This is a genomic window from Streptomyces sp. XM83C (genome assembly GCF_023072675.1).
GTDB classification, from domain to species: Bacteria; Actinomycetota; Actinomycetes; order Streptomycetales; family Streptomycetaceae; genus Streptomyces; species Streptomyces thermocoprophilus.
This window is the reverse complement of sequence record NZ_JALLGL010000030.1, coordinates 17,777-35,529: the sequence shown is the minus strand read 5'-3', so window position 1 is coordinate 35,529 and position 17,753 is coordinate 17,777. Positions and strand designations below refer to the sequence as shown.

15 protein-coding genes are annotated in these 17,753 nt (G+C 73.8%); 6 read left to right on the top strand and 9 right to left on the bottom strand.

All coding sequences use genetic code 11. The features are described 5' to 3' along the window. The coding region (locus MTQ10_RS06190) for a LysR family transcriptional regulator (protein WP_247463073.1) at window positions 1–961 on the bottom strand (961 nt) is incomplete at its 3' end. 181 nt (window positions 962–1,142) lie between these two features. Between MTQ10_RS06190 and snpA the strand changes: the two genes are divergently transcribed. Beyond that, window positions 1,143–1,826: a snapalysin gene (gene snpA / locus MTQ10_RS06185; RefSeq protein WP_247463071.1), complete on the top strand. Its 684-nt coding sequence runs from the start codon at window positions 1,143–1,145 to the stop codon at window positions 1,824–1,826. 395 nt (window positions 1,827–2,221) lie between these two features. Here the strand turns inward: snpA and MTQ10_RS06180 are convergent, their stop codons facing one another. Continuing rightward, window positions 2,222–2,791: an RICIN domain-containing protein gene (locus tag MTQ10_RS06180; protein WP_247463068.1), complete on the bottom strand. Its 570-nt coding sequence runs from the start codon at window positions 2,789–2,791 to the stop codon at window positions 2,222–2,224. Window positions 2,792–2,947: 156 nt separating this feature from the next. Here MTQ10_RS06180 and MTQ10_RS06175 point away from each other — a divergent pair, with 156 nt between their 5' ends. Both MTQ10_RS06175 and MTQ10_RS31420 read left to right on the top strand, forming a co-directional pair. After that, window positions 2,948–4,132, top strand: coding sequence for a sensor histidine kinase (locus MTQ10_RS06175; RefSeq protein ID WP_247463066.1), 1,185 nt, complete (start codon window positions 2,948–2,950; stop codon window positions 4,130–4,132). Beyond that, window positions 4,129–4,842, top strand: coding sequence for a DNA-binding response regulator (locus tag MTQ10_RS31420; protein ID WP_247463064.1), 714 nt, complete (start codon window positions 4,129–4,131; stop codon window positions 4,840–4,842). Before MTQ10_RS06175 ends, MTQ10_RS31420 begins: the two co-directional genes overlap by 4 nt. 140 nt (window positions 4,843–4,982) lie before the next feature. On the opposite strand, the gene MTQ10_RS06165 is transcribed toward MTQ10_RS31420, so the two are convergent. Continuing rightward, window positions 4,983–5,891 (bottom strand): serine hydrolase, encoded by a 909-nt coding sequence (locus MTQ10_RS06165; RefSeq protein WP_247463062.1) that lies wholly within the window; start codon window positions 5,889–5,891, stop codon window positions 4,983–4,985. Window positions 5,892–6,193: 302 nt separating this feature from the next. After that, the gene (locus MTQ10_RS06160; protein WP_247463060.1) at window positions 6,194–7,150 is read right to left on the bottom strand and encodes a LysR family transcriptional regulator; all 957 of its coding nucleotides are present in this window, start codon (window positions 7,148–7,150) and stop codon (window positions 6,194–6,196) included. 157 nt (window positions 7,151–7,307) lie between these two features. Between MTQ10_RS06160 and bla the strand changes: the two genes are divergently transcribed. Continuing rightward, on the top strand, window positions 7,308–8,264 hold the full coding sequence (gene bla / locus MTQ10_RS06155; protein ID WP_374117574.1) for a class A beta-lactamase: 957 nt from the start codon (window positions 7,308–7,310) through the stop codon (window positions 8,262–8,264). 30 nt (window positions 8,265–8,294) lie between these two features. Here bla and MTQ10_RS06150 read toward each other — a convergent pair whose 3' ends face one another. Continuing rightward, entirely contained in the window at window positions 8,295–8,882 is a 588-nt protein-coding gene (locus MTQ10_RS06150) for a TetR/AcrR family transcriptional regulator (RefSeq protein WP_247463056.1), read from the bottom strand. An 86-nt stretch (window positions 8,883–8,968) separates the two neighbouring features. Between MTQ10_RS06150 and MTQ10_RS06145 the strand changes: the two genes are divergently transcribed. Beyond that, window positions 8,969–9,424: a nuclear transport factor 2 family protein gene (locus MTQ10_RS06145; RefSeq protein ID WP_247463054.1), complete on the top strand. Its 456-nt coding sequence runs from the start codon at window positions 8,969–8,971 to the stop codon at window positions 9,422–9,424. Then, the gene (locus tag MTQ10_RS06140) at window positions 9,421–10,269 is read left to right on the top strand and encodes an NAD(P)H-binding protein (protein ID WP_247463051.1); all 849 of its coding nucleotides are present in this window, start codon (window positions 9,421–9,423) and stop codon (window positions 10,267–10,269) included. Before MTQ10_RS06145 ends, MTQ10_RS06140 begins: the two co-directional genes overlap by 4 nt. On the opposite strand, the gene MTQ10_RS06135 is transcribed toward MTQ10_RS06140, so the two are convergent. The 4 genes from MTQ10_RS06135 to MTQ10_RS06120 all read right to left on the bottom strand — a co-directional run bounded on the left by MTQ10_RS06135 (window position 10,208) and on the right by MTQ10_RS06120 (window position 17,716). Further along, entirely contained in the window at window positions 10,208–10,498 is a 291-nt protein-coding gene (locus tag MTQ10_RS06135) for a DUF397 domain-containing protein (protein WP_374117573.1), read from the bottom strand. The two genes, MTQ10_RS06140 and MTQ10_RS06135, sit on opposite strands and share 62 nt — an antisense overlap. A 440-nt stretch (window positions 10,499–10,938) precedes the next feature. Further along, entirely contained in the window at window positions 10,939–12,576 is a 1,638-nt protein-coding gene (locus tag MTQ10_RS06130) for a TROVE domain-containing protein (protein WP_247463075.1), read from the bottom strand. A gap of 536 nt (window positions 12,577–13,112) precedes the next feature. After that, complete coding sequence (locus MTQ10_RS06125; RefSeq protein ID WP_247463049.1) at window positions 13,113–17,249, bottom strand: nSTAND1 domain-containing NTPase; 4,137 nt, start codon at window positions 17,247–17,249, stop codon at window positions 13,113–13,115. Beyond that, window positions 17,246–17,716, bottom strand: coding sequence for a hypothetical protein (locus MTQ10_RS06120; protein ID WP_247463048.1), 471 nt, complete (start codon window positions 17,714–17,716; stop codon window positions 17,246–17,248). Before MTQ10_RS06120 ends, MTQ10_RS06125 begins: the two co-directional genes overlap by 4 nt. Window positions 17,717–17,753 lie beyond the last annotated feature (37 nt).

The window sequence follows — 17,753 nt, the reverse complement described above, 5'->3', positions numbered from 1 at the left end:
CAGCCCGCACCGCCCCCGACATCCGGCCGAGCCCCCGTGCGTCCTCCAGCCACGCGCGGTAGGCCGGCGCGTCACGGGCCACGGTCCAGTACGCCTCCTCCAACTCGGCGTACACATCGTCGAGTTCGGCCTCCGTGCGGGCCGCGAGCAGCAGACGCACGCCGATCGGGTCGCCCTCCAGGGGGCGGATCGCGAGGTCGGGGCGGGGGAGTGCGGTGGGCTGGCTGACCGTCACCACCTCGCCCGTGGCGGCGAGGGAGTACGCGGTGAGGTAGTCGCCGTGCAGGATCTCGGCGTCCAGGCCGGCGGCCCGCAGCACGCGGGACAGGGCGTCCCATTCGCCGTCGACCGTGGCGTCGACCATCCAGCGGTCGCCGGCCAGGTCGGCGAGGCGGACGCGTGGGCGGGACGCGGCCGGGTGGTCGGCGGCGAGGGTGACGAACTGGGGCTCCCGTTCCACGAGTACGCGCAGCCGCAGACCGGGCGGCACCCGCAGCGGGCACCCCTCGACCTCGTGCACGAACGCCATGTCGAGCCGGCCGGCGGCCACCATGCCGAGCAGGGCGTTGGCGGACACGTTCATCTGGAGGGTCGGTTCGATACGGGGCGTACGCGCCCTCAGCAGCCGTATCCACACGGGGATCGCGCGGCTCACGGTGGCGCCGATGCGCAGTTGGAACCCGTCGGCGGTGCGGGCGGCTGCCGCCCTGGTCTCCGTGACGATCGCGGCGAACTCGTCGACCAGTGGGCGGGCCCGGCTGAGCACCGTGCGCCCGAGCGGAGTGGGCCGGCATCCGGTGCGGTCGCGGACGAAGAGCTGGGCGCCGAGGGCGCGTTCGATGCGTCGTAGCTGGGTGCTCAACGACGGTTGTGCGAGCCCCAGTTGCCGTGCCGCTCTGTGCAGACTGCCGGTGTCGGCGATGGCACAGAGAACGCGCAGGTGCCTCACCTCCAACTCCATGGGGGGAGCGTAAGGCTGTACGGGACATGACACCAGATGTTCAAGACCCAACAAAATGGGGCGACTTGAACACCGATAGCCCCGCGCTATCCCCGATTGCCATCATCCGCGGCCCCGCCGGTCTGCCCGACACTCTCTGGCAACCGACCGTTCCACCCCACAGAACGAGTAGGAGCCCCCCATGGCATCGTTCCGTACCCCCGCCCGGCCGAGATCCCGCCGGATGCTCGCTGTCGCGCTCGGCCTCGGCCTGGCCGGCGCGGCCCTCGGCACCGCGGCCCCGGCGACGGCCCACAAGGCGGCCGACGCCCCCGCCTCCGCGGCCGTCGGCTTCGTGGGCGCGGGCGGCAAGGACGACAGCAAGGCGTTCTTCGACGCCGTACTGAAGTCGGTCGCCGCGCGGCAGGCCGAGCAGCCCTCGCTGAAGGTGGTGACCGTCTACTACAACGCCTCCCAGGCGCCGACCTTCCGCACCCAGATAGCGAACGCCGCGTCGATATGGAACAGCTCCGTGTCGAACGTGAAGCTCCAGGCGACCTCGGGCACCGGCGACTTCGCGTACTACGAGGGCAACGACGCGCGCGGGTCGTACGCCTCCACCAACGGCCACGGCCGCGGGTACATCTTCCTGGACTACGCGCAGAACCGGCAGTACAACTCCACCCGCGTCACCGCCCACGAGACCGGCCATGTGCTGGGCCTGCCCGACCACTACAGCGGGCCGTGCAGCGAGCTGATGTCGGGCGGCGGCCCCGGCCCGTCCTGCACCAACGCCTACCCCAACTCCGCCGAGCGCAGCCGGGTCAACCAGCTGTGGGCCTACGGTCTGGCCCAGGCGATCGCCAAGGTGAACGCGGCGCGCTGACCCGGGCCCACGACACGGGCGTCCCCCGCCCGTGACACACGGAGTACGTCGGCCCGTGGCGGGTGGTCTGCCTCCCGACCCGCCACGGGCCGAACCCGCCGCCGCTGCACGAGGGGCGGCGGGCCACAGCCGACGGCGGGCCGGTGAACCGCCCCCGGCCGGACCACCGGCCGACCCGGGCAGGCGTCCCCGCGGCACGCGGCGGAGCGGCGCTTCCCCCCACCTCCGGCCCGCCGTCTTCCCATGAGGTCGGTCGTGCGGCCGAAACTCGTTCCGTGAATGCGGCCGTCTCCCCGGCGGAAACAGCGCAGGGCGGGTTCCGCCGGGCAGTGTCTGCCCGCCGGAACCCGCCGTCTGTGGTGCGGGCACGTCAGCCGTCCCCCGTCGGCCGGTCGTCAGCCCGTGATGCTCGTGTAGTTGTACACACGGTCGTAGATCGGAGTCCACAGCGTCGGGTACGGCTCGGAGATGTTGCCGCACGCGCCCAGCGTGAGTGCCTCACGGCGGCCGTGGATCGTCAGGCACTTGCCGCTCGCGGCCTCCACGATCTCCCAGTGGTTGTTGCCGCGGTCGACCCAGCGGAACATCTGGCCCGGGCCCTGGCAGTGGTTGATGACCATGGGCGTGCCGTCGGCGATCTGGGCGTTCTGCGCGCCGACGCAGTACTTGCCGTACACGCCGATCATGAACAGGCCCGGCTCGTTCTGGGCGATGAAGAAGAAGCGCTGATGCAGCTTGCCCTTGCAGTCGAAGCGCTGCACGATCGCGCCCGGGCTCTGTGATTCGCCCCGTACGTCCATGCACTGCCACGAGTACGAGCCACGCATCTCGTAGATGTAGGCGTTGGTGATCCAGGGCGAGTAGCGGACCGGTGCGTCGGCCGCGGTCGCGGTGGCGGGGATCAACAGGACGAACAGCGACGCGAGGATTCCGAGTATCCCGCCGCGGCGCACAAATCGAGCCACATGTCCTCCTTCTTCGTCCGGATAAAGACCGGCGTGAGCGACGCGCGTGATGATCTGATGTCACGTCGTGATCGGTACCGGGTCGCCCCGAAACTACGGGGCGACGGGGGCCCGGTGGTACCGCCGGTTCAGGGGGGTTGCGCGGGCGTGGGAGAGATGCACGCCGGACCGGGCTCGGGGCTCCAGCGGGCGCGGTCGTTCATGATGCTGGCCACCGGTCTGTACCGGGCCAGCCACCTGGTGGTGGGGGCCGTCGCCGTGGCTCAGCACCAGCGGGGACTGGTGCTGTCCTGGGCGGGGTTCGCCGTCGCACTCGGATCGAGCACGGCCGTGTTCCTCACGGCACGGGCACGGCACTGGTTCACTTTCTGGCCACCGCTGATCGATCTCGTACTGATCGGTTGCGTCCTGCCGTACGTCGTGTACGCGGGCGGTGCCGACCGCCCCTCCATGATCGCCTGGGCGATGCTGCTCGGCGGGTCGGCGAGCGCGGTCTGCGCGGTCGCGTACCGGGGACGCACCGCCGTCGCCGGGTGCGTCAGCGCGCTGCTCGTCACGCACACCGGCGGCTACTGGGTGGCCGGCGCGGACGTCGCCGTGACCGCCGGCCACCTCAACGCGGTGGTGTCGTCCGCCGTACTGGCCCGCGTCTTCTGGTGGTACCTGCGTCGGCAGGGCACCGCGCTGGACGCGGCCACCGAGCAGGCCATCGCCGCCGAGGCCGAACGGGCCCGGTACGCCGAACGCATGGCGCACCACCGCGCCCTGCACGACACGGTCCTGGCCACCCTCACCGCCATCGCCACCGGGCGCGCCGACCCCGGCGCGGAGGCCGTCAGGGAGCGGTGCGCTCGGGAGGCCGCCTATCTGCGGCGGCTGGTGCAGCAGCAGGCCGAGGGCGACGCGGCGCCCGCCGTGACGGAGGCCGTGGAGCGGGCCGTGCGGTCCGTGGAATGCCTGGGGCTGCGGGTGAAGGCCCAGTACGGCGCGGTGCCGGACATCCCGGGCCCGGTAGCCGAGGCCCTCGGCAGCGCGGTCACGGAGGCGCTGAACAACGTGCTGCGGCACGCCGGTACGGGGCAGGCGTACGTGACCGTCACCGGGCTCGGCGACGGTGAGACGGACGACGAGGGCCAAGGTGCCGGCGGGAAGGAGGGGCGGCGCGGGGGCGTCGTGGTGACCGTGGCCGACCGAGGGATCGGCTTCGACCCGCGCACGGCAGGGAAGGGCATCGGCCTGCGGTCGTCGGTCGTCGCCCGTATGGAGGAGGCGGGCGGCGCGGCCGAGATCGACAGCGCGCCCGGCGAGGGCACGTGCGTGGTGCTGAGGTGGCCGGCGTGATCACCGTGGCCGTGGTCGACGACGACCGCATGCTGCTGGACGGTCTGCGGGCGTGGCTGGAGGACGTACCGGACGTGCGTCTCACCGCCACCGCCTGCACCGTCGACGCCCTTCTCGACCCGGCCGGCGGCAGCGGGCGGGCGCCCTGCGATGTGGTGCTGCTGGACCTGCTGCTCGCCGACGGGTCGAGCCCGCCCGAGAACATCCGGCGCGTACGGGCCACCGGCGCACGGGTGCTGGTCATCAGCACCGTCGCGGACCGCCGCCGTATCGTCGGCGCGATCGCGGCGGGCGCGGACGGCTATCTGACCAAGGACCACGATCTGTCCGCGCTGGTCACGGCTGTCCGGGACGTCGCCGCGGGATGCACGGCGCACTCGCCCGAGCTGGCCTTCGCCTGGGCGCACGACGACGATCCGGCGCGGCCCAGACTGTCGCCGAAGGAACGCCAGGTGCTGCTGGAGTACGCCTCCGGGCTCACCCTCAAGGCCACGGCCCGGCGCGCCGGGGTCAGCCCGCACACCGCCAAGTACTACCTGGACCGCGTCAAGGAGAAGTACCAGCGACTGGGCCGCCCCGCCTACACGAAGATCGACCTGGCCGCCCGGGTCCGGGAGGACGGCTGGGCGGAGGACGACTGGACGAGGGCGGGGGGAGGGGGCGGCCGGGACCCCGGTGACGACGACCGGTGCCGCCAGGGCGGCTTCTGAGGGGCCCGACGGCCGCCGCTCCCGAGAGCGGTGTCCGAAGGGCGGTCGGCCGCGGGCCCGCGCCGACGGCTGCTGCCCGTGGGGCGGCGTCCGAACGGGCGTACGGCCGACGGCCGGCACCCCCGCGCCGGCCGTCCCTCTCACCCCCGCAGCGCCTCGAACGCCCTCCGTCCCGCCGCCGCGATCGCGAGGTCGATGTCCGGGGCCTGCCGGGCGCGCCGGTCGGAGCGGGTGAGGGCGGCCAGGGCGACCCGGTCGCCGGACTCGGCCTCCACCACGCCGATGTCGTGCCGCAGATGCAGGAAGGTCCCCGTCTTTCCGCTGAACCGGAGCGTGTCGGCGCGCAGGTCGCCGCCGAGGCGCTGCGTGAACAGTTGCAGCCCCATCAGCCGGCGCAGCTCGGCGGCGGCCCCGGGCCGGGCGATCGTGTCCTGCCACACGCGTTCCAGCAGGTCGACGAGGGCGGCGGCCGTACCGGTGTTGGCGTGCGCCGGGTCCAGTGTCTCGATGGTGTGCCGGCCGGTCCGCTCGTCGTTCACGGCGAGTTCGAGGGCGAGCGTGAAGTCGTTGCCGGCAACGCCTGCCGCGCAGTCGTACATACGCTGCACCCGATGCCGTACCCGGATGTCGCCGCACCCCCACGCACGCAGCCGCGCGTCGACCTCGTCGGGCGGGACGAGGCCGAACAGGGCGTCGGCGGCGGCGTTGTCGCTGACGGTGAGGGCCATCAGCAGCAGATCGCCGACGGCCACGGTCGCCGGGTGGCGGAACGCGGACAGTCCCGTCGTCCCGACGCTGCCGGTGGCCGGATCCACCCGTACCGGCAGCGCCGGGTCGATCTCGCCGGCGGCGACACGGTCGAGGACGACCAGGGCGAGCGGCACCTTGACGACCGAGGCGAGCGGCACCGGCTCGTCCGCGTCGAAGCCGAGCCGCTCGCCGGTGTCGAGGTTGCCGGCGAGGAAGGAGCCGCGCACCCCGGCCTCGGCCCAGTCGGCGGCGATCGCCTCGGCCACCTCACGCAGGAATCCGGTCCCGGCGAAGCGCACCGGCCCGCGAAGTTGGTCGCCCGGCCGTCCGTGTACTGGGCTGCGGGGGTTGTCGTGCGGCTGTCCGGGAACTGGCCTGCGGGGGTTGTCGTCCGGCTGTCCGTGTACTGGGCTGCGGGGGTTGTCGTGCGGCCGTCCGTGTACTGGGCTGCGGGGGTTGTCGTGCGGCTGTCCGGGAACTGGGCTGCGGGGGTTGTCGTCCGGCTGTCCGTGTACTGGGCTGCGGGGGTTGTCGTGCGGCTGTCCGTGTACTGGGCTGCGGGGGTTGTCGTCCGGCCGTCCGGGCAGCCCGTGCCGCGCGCTCATCCGCGGGCCGCCAGCCGCGTCCGCAGTTCCCGGCCGTCCCCTTCCGGTGACGCCGCCACCCCGTCCGGTACGGCCCCGACAGCGGCGCCCAGCGCCGACGCCAGCCAGCCGGGGGCGCGCCCGGGGCGCTGCCCGTGCCGCGCCGCGCGCAGGGTGTGGCCGCGGTGCAGCGACACGTCCGCGAGAGGCGCCCAGGAGGCGCCGTTCCGGCGCGCGAAGGGTTCGGCGCACAGCAGTACGGCCGTGCCGGCGAGGGCCTCGGCGAGCGCGGCGGCCGTCGACACGGCGGGCCGTACCAGGGTCTCCGGCAGCCCGGCGCGCGCCACCGCCCGCCGCAACCTGTCCGACGGCTGCGGCCCCTGATCCTCCGTCAGCACCAGCACGGGCAGCGCCGGAGCGGGCGTGCCGCGACCACGCCGGGGCCGCAGATCCTCCAGGTGGACGGGCCGCTCGCCCGAGCGGTCTTCCGGCGCCGGGGCGAGGCCGAGCGGCACCCGCAGCGCGGCGCCCTCGGGCGGCGTCCGCAGCAGCGCGTACTGCAACGTCCCGTCCGTGAGCCCTGACGCCCGTGTCTCGGGCGGCAGTTCGCGTACGGCGAGCGGGGTACCGCGCTCGGCGCCCACGCGCAGGACGCGGGCGAGGGCCGCCGGATCGCAGTCGGCGGGCACACCGACCGTGCGGACCGCCGACCGTCGCGATGCCTGCGCGGCGCCCCGCAGCCGCCGGGCGCTCTCCAGTACGTCCCGGGCGTACGGCAGCAGGTGCAGGCCGAGCCCGGTCGTCGTCACCTGACGGCGCGACCGGTCGAAGAGCAGCCCGCCGAAATGCTCCTCCAGCGTCTTGACGCGGCGGCTCAGCAGCGGCTGGGCGATGCCGAGCCGGTCGGCCGCACGGGAGAAGCTCTCCTCCTCGACGGCGGCGACGTAGGCCTCCAGATGCGCCAGCAGATCCACCGTCGATTCATATCAATGCGTTATGGGAGGTGCAAGGTTTCCTCTTGGACATGGCAGGCGTCCTCCTGGTTCGCTGATCACGTCGAGCCCGGCCGGCCGAGGCACCACCGTTCACGCGACTGACGGACCACGGGAGTTCCACGCCATGACCAGCCCCATGAGCACCTCCGCGACCGGACCCACGCTCACCACCCCGACCCGCCCCCTCACCCCGCCGCGACGGCACCTGCTGAAGGCCGGCGCTGTCGTCTCGGCCGCCGCGCTCACCCCGCTGCTGACCACGAGCAGTGCCCGGGCGGCCCGCCCCGGCGCCCGGCTGCGCGACGCGGAGGGCAGGCTGAGCGACCTGGAGGAGCGTTACGGCGCACGGCTCGGCGTGTACGCCGTCAACACCCGCACCGGGCAGTACGTCGCCCACCGCGCCGACGAGCCGTACGCGATGTGCTCCACGTTCAAGACGCTCGCCGCGGCGGCCGTACTGCGCGACCACGCGCACTGCGTGCCCCTCGACCGGGTGATCGCCTACCCTCCCGCCGACCTGCTGCCCAACTCCCCGCGCACCGAGCAGCACGTCGGCACCGGCATGAAGGCCGGCGATGTGTGCGCGGCGGCGATCCAGTACAGCGACAACACCGCGGGCAACCTGCTCCTCCGTCAGATCGGCGGCCCCGCGGGGCTGACGGCGTTCCTGCGGTCGATCGGCGACCGGGTGACCCGCCTGGACCGCTGGGAGACCGACCTGAACACGGCCGTGCCGGGCGACCCGCGCGACACCACCACCCCGGCCGCGCTCGGCCGCAGCTACGCCCGCGTGACGCTGGGCGACGCGCTGCCCTCGGCGGCCCGCGAGCAGCTGGTGACCTGGCTGAAGGGCAACACCACGAGCGGCGAGCGCTTCCGCGCGGGCCTGCCGCAAGGCTGGACCGTCGCCGACAAGACCGGCACGGGCGCCTACGCCAACGCCCACGACGTGGGCATCGCCTGGACGACGAAGGGCACACCGCTCGTCCTCACCGTCCTGACGTCCAAGCCGGCGCCCGACGCCCCGGTGGACAACGCCCTGATCGCGGAGACGGCCCGCCTGCTGGCGCGGGTCCTGGCACCGGGCGAGTGAGCCGACCGGGCCGCCGTACCCGTCCCGGCGTCAGCGCGGGGCGGAGGAGATGACCCGCGTGGTGAACTCCGCGAGCTGAGCCCGCAGTCGCTCCCTCGGCAGGCCCTCCTGTCCCGCAAGATGCTCGACGAGGTCGGCGCGTGTCGCGGCCAGCAGGGCGTGCGCGGTGAAGCCGGGCTCGGCCAGGCCCGGCATCTCCTCCAGTACGGCGCGCAGCAGCCCGTGCCACCAGGCGTAGTGCTCGGCCCGGTAGGGGCTGCCGTTGCCGTTCTCCTCCAGGGCGAGCGCGAGCGGCCGGTTGTCGAGTTTGAAGCACAGCACCGCGTCGAGCAGGGCGAGCACCCGCTCCCGGGGTGCCGTCCCGGGCCCCAGCGGCCGCGGCCCGGACTCCACGGCCTCCCGGAACGGCACGAGCCGCGCCTCGTACAGGGCGCGGAGCAGGCCCGCCCGGTCGCCGAAGGCACGGAAGAGCGTGCCCTTGCCGACGCCGGCCGCCGCCGCCACGTCCGCCATCGTGACGTCCTCGGGGCGCTCCCTGCGGGAGAAGAGGGCGTCCGCGGCGGCGAGCACGGCCTCCCGGTTGCGGACGGCGTCCCTGCGGGACCTGTGTTCCGGCATGCTGCTCCCTCATTTGCCAAGTGGACCCCTGGTCCGTATCGTCGAAAACGGACCACGGGTCCGATTATATGTACAGGAGTGTGCCTGTGCCCGCACAGACTTCACAGCCGGCCTTCACGGCCTCCCCGGATTCCCCGGAGGACCTCTTCCGCCGCAGCCTGCGCCTGCTGCTCGCCAAGGACATCCCCGCGTGGGTGGACCTCTGGGCCGAGGACGGTGTCGCGGAGTTCCCCTTCGCGCCCGACGGCTGGCCCCGCCGCCTGGAGGGCAAGGAGGCCGTCGCCGCCTACATGCGGCACCACCCCGACCACTTCGACCTGCACGACTTCCCCGACCTGCACATACACCGCACCGACGACCCGCACACCGTCGTCGCCGAGACGCGCGGCGTGGGGCGGCTGGTGCAGACGGGCGCCCCGTTCGACATGACGTACATCGTCGTCGTGACGGTACGAGGCGGCCGTATCGCCTCCTACCGCGACTACTGGAACCCCCTCGCCGTCCAGGCCCCCGGCGCCGACTTCACGGGGAGCGCGCGATGACCGCCACCGGCACCACCGTCCTCGTCACCGGCGCCACGGGCACCACCGGCCGCCGCACGGCCGCCCGCCTCACGAACGCCGGACATCACGTCAGAGCGGCGAGCCGGCGGGCCGCCCCGGTCGCCGGCGCCGAACCGGTCACGTTCGACTGGTACGACCCCGCGACCCACGCGCCCGCCCTGCACGGCGCCGACGCCGTCTACCTGGTCCCGCCCGTCGGCGACCCCGACCCCGGGGCCGTCATGCTGCCGTTCCTGCGCCGCGCCCGCGAGGCGGGCATCCGCCGTGCCGTACTGCTGAGTTCCTCCGCCGTCCCCGCCGGCGGACCCGCGGTCGGGGCGGTCCACCAGGAACTGCCCGACCTGTTCGACGAGTGGGCGGTACTGCGCCCGTCCTGGTTCATGCAGAACTTCACCGGCGACCACACCCACGCCCGCAGCATCCGCGACGAGGGCGTCATCCGGTCCGCGACCGGCGACGGCAGGGTCGCCTTCGTCGACGCCGACGACATCGCGGCCGTCGCCCTCCACGCCCTGACCGACCCCCGGTCACCCGACACCGACCTGATCCTCACCGGCCCCGAGGCGCTCGGCTACGACGACATCGCGGCGACCATCACCGAGGTCACCGGCCGCGCCGTGACCCACCGCCGCCTGTCCTGCGAGGACATGCGCGACCACTGGGCGGCCCAGATGCCGGAGGAGTTCGCCGCGATCCTGGCCGCCCTGGACCGCGAGATCGCCGCAGGGGCGGAGGACCGCGTCACGGACACCGTCCACCGCCTCACAGGCCGCCCGCCCCGCACCTTCCGGGCCCATGTGGAGGCGTCGGCGCGGGCCACCTGACCGCCCGACTCCGGGCCGTGTTCCCGCGCCACTCGGCCGCGTGCGCCAGGAACGCGGCCCACCCGCCCCGGCCGACCCGTAGCACCGGACCGTCGCCGCCGGCCTTGGAGTCCCGTACGAAAACAGAATCGACACCGGCGGCGACCTCCACACAGTCGCCGCCGCCCGAGAAGCTGTAGCTGCTCCTGAACCGGTGCAGCCCGTCCAGGTGGTCGGCCACCTGCCCCATGCTCACGTCTCTGCCACCAGCCGTTCGATGAGCCGCGCAGACTCCACGCCGTTCACGGCCTGCGATCGCAGCTTGCCCTACCGCAGCGCGCCGACCTCCGCCGGACCGCGGACGACGCACCCCTCCTCGACACCCATGAGGATGATCTCGGCGCGTCCGATCGTCACCGCCGTCCCGGTGGGCCCGCTCGAGGGAGCCACCGTCGCTCGCGCCGGTCGCGACGCCCGGTGAACACCTCGGCCGTCCCGCCTCACGGGGCGGTCGCCCGCCCACCTGCCGGGCTCACGGGGAGCACCGGATGCCGCCGTCCTGACAGCGTGCCACGTGTCGTACCCGCTGCCGGCCGGCCCCGCCGAGGGCGGACAAGAACGAGAGGTGGGCGCGAGCGCGGACGAGGCGAGAGGACACCGCCACTGCCGCAGCAGAGGCAGCCCCGCCGGTCAGTCCGGACGTGCAGGAAGGGGAGGGGTCTCGGTACTCCACGGCCAGACGGCCTCCCGCCCGGCCTCGATCAGGCCGACCGTCCGGAACGCGGTATCGGTGAGACCGCCGAAGGTGTGCCGGTTCGGCCCCGCGGGAGCGTGAGCGGGCTGGTACCCCGCCAGATTCCACGTGTACACCGGGACATCGCCCGGCACCGATGCGGCCGGCCCGCCGGGGCCGTAGGGGGCGGTCTGCTCGTCGGTCACGATGAGGACCCGGTCATGGCCCTGGAAATGGGCCCGCACCGCGTGCTCGGTGTAGGTGCCGCCGAGACTGTGGAACCGGTTCAGCACCTCCAGCACCGGCTCGCCCTGCTCGAACGCGACCTTCTTGCTGTGCCAGCCGAACTCCACCAGATCGGCACTCTCGGCACGCAGGGCCAAGGCCGTGCCGAACACAGCGGCTGCGTCGGCACGCTTCAGCCGGGACCGCTCCGACACGGTGTCCCAGAACATGGAGTCGGACCGGTCCACCAGAATCAGACTCCGGCCGGGCAGCGACGGCACGTTCGCCAGGGAATGCCCCAGCGCCTGTTCCAGCGCTGCCGCCCAGCGCCCGGACGGCACATGCTGGTACGCCGCCAGGTAGCGGAAAGGGAACTGCCGCGAGCGGGCGACCTCGCAAGGGTCCGAGAGCCGGGCGGCGACCCGCGCCGCCACCTCGTCAGACACGCCCGCCTCGTCGAAGTTCCGCAGGTTCCGCAGCAGCGCCATGGGCCCCATGGAGGGGATCACCGCCTCCCACACGGGGGCGTCCAACGGCCCGTGCAGCCAGCCCGCCAGCGACTCCCACGTCATGCCCGCCGCTGCCAGAAGCGCCGAGCCGCCCGGCCCGGTCACCACCGCGCGCCGCTCGGCCAGGGGTGTCTCCATCAGCGCCCGGTGGGCGGTCAGCACCGGATCGGAGGCCGGCGGGACCGCCCGCTCCGGGTGGTGGCGGCTATCCAGGGCGTAGCGGAACAGCGAGCCCTGCCAGGGCTTTCCGGGATCGGGGGAGGCATGCACCAGATTGAGCACGTCACCGAAGCGGAACCCTTTGGCGGCGGTGTCGTACTTGAGCAGCGACCGGGACGTGTACAGGCGGCGCACCGCGTCCGCGACACCGCGCTTCACGGGCTGCGGCACCCTGCGCCCGTACGTGGACATCCAGTAGGCGAGCAGTTCACCGGGCTCGTCGGCACGCTGGAGCACCGAGCCGATCACGGACCGGTTCGACGGACCGGCGGTCGCCCCGGCCTCCAGCCGGGCTTGCACATAGGTGGCGGCCCCCACCAGGGACGCCGTACGCATGTTGCCCTCGGTGCGGAGCCAACGCAGCAGACCGGCCGTCCACTCGAGTTCCTCGACGGCGAGTTCACGGACGAGGCGCAGGAACCGCTCGTCGCGCTCCTCGCCGGTCTCGTAATAGGTGCGCTGGGTGACGAAGTTGGCGACGGCGAGAAGGAACAGCTCCTCGCGGGGCTCCCGCACGAAGGCGGCGGCACCCTGGTAGGTGCGCAACGCCGGCCCGGCGAAGGGAGAGCTGGACAAGGACGATGCGGCTCGGGCGGCGGACAGGGCCTGGGCGGTCGCCCGGACATGCGGGGCCACGAGCATCTCGGTCCACATCTTGGACACGCGTCGGGCGTAACGAGGCAGCGAATCTCCCCTGATCCTCGGGACGGGACGGCCCCCCGGCCCGGGTTCGCACACGACCCAGGGCCCGGCGGGGGCGAAGACGCCCGCGCCCGCCGAGATCAGAAGAGGCGGCGGCATCACTTGGTTGTCGTAGGAAGTAGCCGCAGCCGAGCGCATCGACAGGCACGGTCGCGACGCGAAACTACATGCCCCGCGCGGGCACCGCCACCGAATTACCGCGGCCCTGATGCCGCCCGCCCGCACCCTCCCCTCCGGGCGTGCCGGACATCGATCTCCCGTCCTCCTCGCCTCGGGGAGGGAAGCCTGACCGGGCCGCCGCGGTCGTCGCACCGGCGGGGCACGGCGATCGGCCTGCCTTCGCGGGTGCCCGGTCGCTCCTGCCTCGTGTCCTCCTGCCTTCGCGGGTGCCGGGTCGCTCCGGCCTCGTGCCCTCCTGCCTTCGCGGGTGCCGGGTCGCTCCGGCCTCGTGCCCTCCTGCCTCCGCCGGTGCCCGGTCACTCCTGCCCCGTGTCCTCCTTCCCGGCACAAGGCGGGTCGTACGGCAGCGACACGACGTACCGCTTCCACTGCTGCTGCGTCAGAGCGCCCGAACTCGCCGCGCAGATACGGTCGATGGCGGACTCGACGTTCAGGTCCCACAGCGTGGCCACCCCGGCGTCGGTCGTGGCGGCCAGGGTGTGGCCGTCGGGGCTGAACGCCAGTACGGCGACGAACCCGGTGTCCACGGTCAACGGCCGGCCGATCGGGGCCGGACGGTCGGGATCGGTGACGTCCCACAGGTGGATCGTGCCGCTGTCGGTGTGGCCGGCCGCCGCGAGCGTGTGGCCGTCCGGGCTGAACGCCACTGACCACAGGCTGCCGCCGGGTACGACCAGCGGACTGCCCCTGCGCTTCATGTGGTGCGGGTCGGAGGCGTCCCACAGCGTGACGGTGCCGTGGCTGTTCCCGACGGCCAGCGTGCGGCCGTCGGGACTGAACGCCACCCAGGCGCTGGTCCCCTTCGGCTGCTCGTACCGGCCGCCGACCCGCGACCCCGGCTCGGTCGTGCTCCACAGCCCGACGGTGCCGTTGCTGGTGTCGCCGCCGGCCGCCAGCACCTTCCCGTCCGGGCTGTACGCCAGGGACCACACCGACGACGTGTCGGACGTGGAGATGCCCGGCCGGCGTTCGGGGTGCGCCGGATCGCTGACGTCCCACAGGGCGATGGTGCCGCCGTACTTCTTGTCCCCGGCCGCGGCCAGGGTGCGCCCGTCGGGGCTGAACGCCAGCCCGAACACGGCCCCGCCCGCCCCCGTGAGCGTCTCCCGCAGGCGCACCGGGTGATTGGGGTCGACGGTGTTCCACAGGGTGACGACGCCGTTCCCGTCGCCCGCCGCCAGCAGACGTCCGTCCGGGCTGAACGCCACGGAGGCCACCGGGGCGCCGGGGCCGGTCAGCGGGGCGCCGCGCGGAACCGGGTGGAGCGGGTCGGCCGTGTTCCACACGGCGACGGTGGCGTTCTGGTTCGCGGTGGCCAGCGTGCGCCCGTCGGGGCTGAACGCCACGGAGGCCACAGTGCCGCCGGCTCCCGCGATCCGGGTCGGCGGCAGACTCCACAGATCGACGTTGCCGTCGAAGTTGCCCGCGGCGAGGGTGCGGCTGTCGGGGCTTAACACCACGGCCGTCACCGCGTCGCCGGGCCCGGTGAGCGCCCGGCCCAGCGGGGTGGTCATCGTGGGGCGAGTGACGTTCCACAGGTGGATGCCGTGATCGGCGCTGCCCGCGGCCAGGGTGTGCCCGTCCGGGCTGAACGCCACGGAACTGACCGGCTGCGCGGGCCCCGTCAGCGGCTTGCCCACGTCGGTGGGCCGGCCGGGGTCGGCGACATCCCACAGACGCACCTGGCCGCGCTGCGTACCGGCGGCGAGGGTACGGCTGTCCGGGCTGAACGCGACGGAGTTGACGCCTCCCCCGGTCGTCAGGGAACGGCCGCGTGCGGGGTGGGCCCGGTCGGCGGTGTTCCACAGGCTGATCGTGCCGGCGTCGTCGTCGCACGCGGCGGCCAGAGTGCGCCCGTTCGGGCTGAACGCGACGGCACCGGAGAAGGTGCCCGGGCAGTCGAGGTCCAGCGGTGCTCCCGCCGGACGCACGTCCTCGGGCCGGGCGACGTCCCATCGGCTGACGAGCCCGGCGTTCCAGCCGGCGGCCAGGGTCCGGCCGTCGGGGCTGAACGCCAGCGATTCCACGGTGGTCGCCGCGTCGAAACCCCGCACGGCGGGGTCGGTCGCCCGGCCGAGCAGGACGGGATGGCTGGGGCTGATCAGGCTCCACAGCTCGACGAAACCTCCGGAACCGCCTCCGCCGATGGTGTGCCCGGCGACGGCCAGCACCCGCCCGTCCGGGCTGAACGCGACAGATGCGATCGCGTCGATGTGACTGTCCATGGGCAGCGGGCCGCCCAGTCTCATCGGCCGGCCCGGATCGGAGACGTCCCACAGGCGGACCACGTTCCCATCGAGATTCCCGGCCGCCAGCATGTGCCCGTCGGGACTGTAGGCCACCGTTCTCACCGCGTCGCCCGTGCCGGCGAGCCGCGTGGCCAGCGGCGTGTTCTGCGTCGTGATCAGCCGGGACGCCGCGTCCGCGGTCGGGTCCATACGGTACGAGGTCAGCGCGAGCTGCGCGGACAGCGACGGATCCGTCGGCGCGAGCTGCACGGACGCGGACGTGACGGCGGCGTTGACGGCCTGGTCACGGGCGCGCAACGCCCGCGCGGCTGCGTCCCGGGCGTTCGCCTCCTGACGGAACGCGAACCCCGCCGCCACCGAGGCCACCACCGCCAGGACGGTGATCGTGGACACCGCGGCGCGCCGCAGCCGCTGCCCGCGCCGCTGGTGCGCGCGGGCCGCCGCGAGAAATGCCCGCGCGGAACCGCTGATCTCCGCACCGTGCGTCTCGGCCCATGTGAGGGCGGTCTCCAGACGGTTGCCGCGATACAGCGCGGCCGTGTCCCGACCGGCCCGCTCCCAGGCCTCGGCCGCCTCCTCCAGATCCTGGCGTACGAGATTGCCGCCGCGGTCGTGCTCGATCCAGTCCCGCAGCCGCGGCCAGGCCCGGATGAGCACCTCGTGCGTCATCATCACCGTGTCCAGGTCCCGGGTCAGCAGCCGGCCCCGGGTGAAGTCGTCCAGGACCCTGACCGCCGCCTCCCGGTCCGGGGCGTGCCGCAGCAACTCCTCGTACCGCACCCGGCGGCGGGTGTCGTCGGCGTCCCGTCCCACGATGACCAACCGCAGGAACACCCAGCGTGCCGCCTCCCGGCAGGACGGCGGCAGGGCGTCGTACAGCCGCTCGGCCGTGGTGGCGACGGCACCCTGGATGCCGCCGGTGACGCGGTATCCGTCCACGGTGAGCGTATGGCCGTGACGCTGCTGCCAGGTGGCCCGCAGCGCGTGCGCGAGCAGCGGCAGCCGGCCCGTGCCGCCCGTGCCGGAGGGGTCCCCGGCCGCGCCCAGGTCGGCCAGCAGCAGCTCCACGAGGCCGTCCTCGACGTCGAGCCCCACGCTGAACGCGGGGAGGCGGATCGCGTCCTTGAGTTCGTCCTCCGTCATCGGCTCCAGCAGCACCGGTCCCGCCCTCAGCGCCGCCCGCAGCTGCGGATGGGCCGTGCACGCGGCGTAGAAGTCCGCGCGCACGCCCAGCACCACGGCCGCGCCGCCTTCGGGCCGGGCCAGCCGGTCGAGCACGTCGACGAACCACTCCCGCTCCGCCTCGTCGCCGCAGGCCGTGAAGACCTCCTCGAACTGGTCGACCACGACGACCAGACCCGAGGCGGGCGGCTCCGCGCCGGGCTCGGTGCCGGGGGCCGGACGGGCGGTTCCCGGGGCGGCGGGTGCGGGATCGCCGGTGCCTGGATCGTCTGGCGCGGGTCCGCCGGTTCGGGGATCGCCGGTGCCTGGATCGCCTGGTGGGGGATTGCCGGTTCGGGGACCGCCGGGGCCAGGATCGGCCGGCGCGGGATCGCCTGTTCCGGGCCCGCCGGGGTCGGGATCGGCCGGCGCAGGATCGCCTGTTCCGGTCCGGCCGCTCCGTCCGGGCAGCGCACGCAGCTCGGCGACGCACCGCTCGGGATCGTCCCGCCAGGCCGGTACGGTGCTCCGCGCCGCCTCGGCGTCCAGCCCGGCGGCGGACGCCAACGCCAGGGCCGGGGAGGCCGTCGGGGTCAGCACCAGCTGCCGCCATGTGCTCGACCCCGCCACCGGAAGCCGCCCGTCGACCAGGGCCGGCAGGAGCCCTGCCGCCAGCAGGGACGACTTCCCGGCCCCCGACGGGCCGATCAGCACCAGCGGGCCGCCCTCCCGCAGGCGGGCGTCCAGCCGCTCGATCACGGCGTGCACCATGCGATCACGGCCGTGGAACCACTGCTTGTCCCGCACACCGAACGGTGCCAGTCCGGGGTACGGGCAGAGCATCCGGCCGGCGCCGGGACCGGGCACGGTTCTGCGTACTCCGTCGCCGTACCGGATGGTGATGTCACGGGCCGCCTGATAGGAGTCGCCGTTGATCACCTCGGCGTGCATCCGGGTCGGCCGCCACAGGGGAGGCCCGTCCGGGGCCGGAGTACCCGGGGTGTCCGTGTCGTGCTCGGTCATGCCCGCCCGCCCCGGGTGACGTGGATGTCCCGGCCCGCCTGGTAGGAGTCGCCGCCGGAGACATGCGCCTCCAGTGTCATCGGGCCGGAGATCCGCTGTTCGCCGGCGGACGGCAGCTCACGGAGCAACGTGCGCAGCTCGTCCACGGCGCCCGGCCGAGTGGCCAGCAGCCGTACGATGCGGGCCTGCCACTCGGCGACCAACAGCCCCCGCAGTTCCTGGCCGTCGCCCGACCGCCGGGCCCGGAGCAACTCGTCGCGCGCCTCGTCCAGTTCCTCCCCGACGCGCTGCTCGACACGTCCCCCGGCGCGCTCCTCGGCGTCATCCGTGGCGCGCTCACGGTGCGCGGGCCGCCACAGCGACAGGACCGAGTTCTTGACGGCGGCCCAGCCGTCCGTGGTCAGCAGATCGATCAGCCGCGCGGCTGCCGCGGATGCCAGGCCGGCAAGTTCCACGCTGGTCTCCATGTCCACTCCTTGTTCTCACCGCGCGCGGGAGTGCTCC

Excerpts from the sequence above, each read along its gene's own strand:
- MTQ10_RS06130 (WP_247463075.1), bottom strand. The coding sequence starts at position 12,576 with ATGCTCGTGGCCCCGCATGTCCGGGCGACCGCCCAGGCCCTGTCCGCC.
- snpA (WP_247463071.1), top strand. The coding sequence starts at position 1,143 with ATGGCATCGTTCCGTACCCCCGCCCGGCCGAGATCCCGCCGGATGCTC.
- bla (WP_374117574.1), top strand. The coding sequence starts at position 7,308 with ATGAGCACCTCCGCGACCGGACCCACGCTCACCACCCCGACCCGCCCC.
- MTQ10_RS06125 (WP_247463049.1), bottom strand. The coding sequence starts at position 17,249 with ATGACCGAGCACGACACGGACACCCCGGGTACTCCGGCCCCGGACGGG.
- MTQ10_RS06150 (WP_247463056.1), bottom strand. The coding sequence starts at position 8,882 with ATGCCGGAACACAGGTCCCGCAGGGACGCCGTCCGCAACCGGGAGGCC.
- MTQ10_RS06135 (WP_374117573.1), bottom strand. The coding sequence starts at position 10,498 with ATGGGGCAGGTGGCCGACCACCTGGACGGGCTGCACCGGTTCAGGAGC.
- MTQ10_RS06175 (WP_247463066.1), top strand. The coding sequence starts at position 2,948 with ATGCACGCCGGACCGGGCTCGGGGCTCCAGCGGGCGCGGTCGTTCATG.
- MTQ10_RS06120 (WP_247463048.1), bottom strand. The coding sequence starts at position 17,716 with ATGGAGACCAGCGTGGAACTTGCCGGCCTGGCATCCGCGGCAGCCGCG.
- MTQ10_RS06140 (WP_247463051.1), top strand. The coding sequence starts at position 9,421 with ATGACCGCCACCGGCACCACCGTCCTCGTCACCGGCGCCACGGGCACC.